At 67.2% G+C, this 2,891-nt stretch carries 3 protein-coding genes and 1 pseudogene; 3 read left to right on the forward strand and 1 reads right to left on the reverse strand.

Annotation, left to right across the window (positions count from 1 at the left end; genetic code table 11):
- On the reverse strand, positions 1–820 hold an 820-nt coding region (coxB, locus tag BDIM_RS12570), incomplete at its 3' end, for a cytochrome c oxidase subunit II (RefSeq protein ID WP_050796722.1).
- A 264-nt stretch (positions 821–1,084) separates the two neighbouring features.
- Between coxB and BDIM_RS12575 the strand changes: the two are divergent.
- The 3 genes and pseudogenes from BDIM_RS12575 to BDIM_RS12585 all read left to right on the forward strand — a co-directional run.
- Positions 1,085–1,396: pseudogene (locus tag BDIM_RS12575) on the forward strand (PadR family transcriptional regulator); the annotation flags it as partial.
- 116 nt (positions 1,397–1,512) lie between these two features.
- Positions 1,513–2,079: a DUF1700 domain-containing protein gene (locus tag BDIM_RS12580; RefSeq protein WP_003165980.1), complete on the forward strand. Its 567-nt coding sequence runs from the start codon at positions 1,513–1,515 to the stop codon at positions 2,077–2,079.
- A gap of 24 nt (positions 2,080–2,103) precedes the next feature.
- The gene (locus tag BDIM_RS12585; RefSeq protein WP_003165981.1) at positions 2,104–2,883 is read left to right on the forward strand and encodes a GIN domain-containing protein; all 780 of its coding nucleotides are present in this window, start codon (positions 2,104–2,106) and stop codon (positions 2,881–2,883) included.
- Positions 2,884–2,891: the final 8 nt, after the last annotated feature.

A 2,891-nucleotide genomic window follows, 5' to 3' on the forward strand; every position in this document is an offset into this window, starting at 1 on the left:
CGGCCTTGGTCATGGAGCCGCCCTTGGAGGCGACCCAGGCGGCGAAGGCTTCCTGGCTCACCACCTTGACGTGGATCGGCATGAAGGCGTGGTCGACGCCGCACAGCTCGGAGCACTGGCCGTAGTAGTCGCCTTCCTTTTCGGCGCGGAACCAGGTCTCGTTCATGCGGCCCGGAACAGCGTCCACCTTGATGGCGAAGGCCGGCACGGCGACGGCGTGGATCACGTCCGAAGCGGTGATCAGCAGGCGCACGTTCTGACCGACCGGAACCACCATCGGCTCATCGGCGGCTAGGCGGTACAGATGCTTGGGCGCCTTATCTTCCGGCAGCATGTTCGAGATGTACTCGGCCACGCCTTGGTCCGGATATTCATAGCCCCAGTTCCACTGGTTGCCGGTGATCTTCACCGTGACGTCCGAGTCCGGATAGTCGTGATAGGCGAACAGCAGGCGGAACGAGAACAGGGAGATACCGACCAGGATCAACACCGGCACCACGGTCCAGATGACCTCGATGACCGTATTGTGGCTCCACTTGGCCGGGGTCGGGTTGGCGCGCTTGTTGTAGCGGATCGCGATCCACACCAGCAGCGCCAGCACCAAGACGCAGATCACGGTGATGACCGGCATCAGCACGACGTTGTGGAAGAAGTGAGCCTCGTGCGCCAGCGGCGCGGCGGCCGTCTGCAGGCCCAGGCCCGCCGGAACCGGCTGCCCCAAAAGATCCTGCGCCATCGCCGGCGCAGCGAAAATGGCGGCAAGGGCGGTCGCGGCGATACCGCCCCCCAACCGCGCCATGGCTCGCATGCCCATCCCCATTCGAGAAGTCCTCATAAACCGTTCTGCAGCAGACGTTTGCGAGCAATTCGCAAGCGTCGCCGGGCCCAGACGGACCTCGGCGTGTCATGGCCGGTCCTTATCGGCTCGAACCGCCCTTGCCAAGCGATCAAGCGCACCTATGGCGCCCTCTCGACAAAATGCGGTCGATTAAATCGCTGTCATGTTTGAACAGCTACCTTGCACGACAAGATACCTTGCGATACCCCTTGAACATCCGAAGAGCGGACGCCCAAGAGGGACCGAATGCCCGACACCATCGACATTCAACTGAAGAAAGGCGTGCTGGGGCTCTGCGTCCTGGCGCTGCTCGCCCGACGCGACAGCTACGCCTATGAGATCGCCAGCCGCCTGTCCGACGCCATCGGCATGGGAGAAGGCACCATCTATCCGCTGATGCGGCGGATGCAGACCGACGGCCTGGTGGAGACCTATCTGGTCGAATCATCCAGCGGCCCGTCCCGCAAATACTATCGCCTGACCGCCGCGGGCCGCCGCGCCCTGGACGGCCAGACCGGCGAGTGGCGAGCCTTCGCCCGCGCCGTCGAAGCCCTGATCGCCGGCGATGACGACGAAAGCGTCATCGTCGCGGAAGCTCCAGCGGAGACGCCCGCCTTGCTCGATCAGAGCGCCCGAACCGAATCGACCGCCCAAGCTGACAGGGGAGAGGACAAATGAACCGCGCGGAATTCCTGGCGCGACTGCGACGCGGCCTGGTGGGCCTGCCCGCCGCCACCGCCAATGAGATCGTAGCCGACTACGAAGCCCACTTCGCCGACGGCGCCGCCGCCGGCCGCAGCGAGGCCGAGGTGGCCGAGGCCCTGGGCGACCCGGATCGCCTGTCCCGCGAGTTGAAGGCCGAGGCCGGCGCACAACGCTGGCGTCAGGAGCCGTCGGCCTCATCCGCCGCCGGGGCCGTATTCGGCATCCTGGGCCTGGGGGCGATCGACATCCTGATCCTGCTGCCCATCGCCCTGCCCGTCTTCGGCACGGTGCTGTCCCTGCTGCTGGGCGGGGTCGGCGTCTTCATCGCCGGCGGCTTCGTCATGGTGGCTGGCGCCTTCATGGGCCTGCCGGGCGGGGCGCTGGCCGCCGCGCTGCTGGGCGTCGGCCTGATGGGTCTGGGCATCTTCATGGTCGGAACCATGGCGCTGCTGACCAAATGGCTGATCGACGCCACCGTCTGGTACGCCCGCTTGCACTACCGCGTCATCAAACCCGCCCTGGAACCCCAGGCCTAAAGCCAGAGAGAGGAGAACACAGTCATGATCCGCAATCTGCTCATCATCTCCGGCGCGGGCCTGATCCTGGCCATCGTCGGCATCGGCGGCGCCTTCGCCGTGGGAGGCCGCGACCTGGCCCGCCACGACTGGACCTGGGTCATCACCGACGACGAGGCCGGCGACAGCGGCTTCACCGTCGAACGCGGCCAGGTCTCGCCCGACACGACCCGCACCATCGAATGGACCGGCGGCGATCGCCTGGCGATCAACATCCCCGCCGACGTGGTCTACGACCAGCAGGCCGATACGCCGGGCATCACCGTCTCAGGCGCCCAGAGCGTGGTCGAGCGTGTCCGCTTCTCCAACGGCCGCCTGACGCTGGACGAGGCCCCGCGCGGCGATCGCAGCTATGTCCGCTGGACCCGCACCGGCATTCGCGGCTGGAGCGAGACCGACGCCCTGAAGATCATCATCAAGGCCCCCTCGGTGAAGGCCTTCGACCTGTCGGGCCCGACCGAGCTGAAGATCCGCGGCTATGACCAGCCGTCGCTGGACCTGACGCTGACCGGCTCGTCCGACGTGCGGGTCCAGGGCCGGACCGACGCCGTGACGGTCGATGTCTCAGGCGCCGGCGACGCCCGCATGGACGAGCTGATCGTCGACGACGCCAAGGTCCGCGTCAGCGGCTCGGGCGAGGTCCGCGTCGGCCCCAGCGGCAAGGCCGAGGTCGACGTCTCGGGCAGCGGCGAGGTCCGCCTGACCCGCCGCCCCGCCGAACTGCGCCAGTCGGTCAGCGGCTCGGGCGAGGTGACGGAGGACTGACAAGTGCT

Source organism: Brevundimonas diminuta ATCC 11568, assembly GCF_000204035.1.
GTDB classification, from domain to species: Bacteria; Pseudomonadota; Alphaproteobacteria; order Caulobacterales; family Caulobacteraceae; genus Brevundimonas; species Brevundimonas diminuta.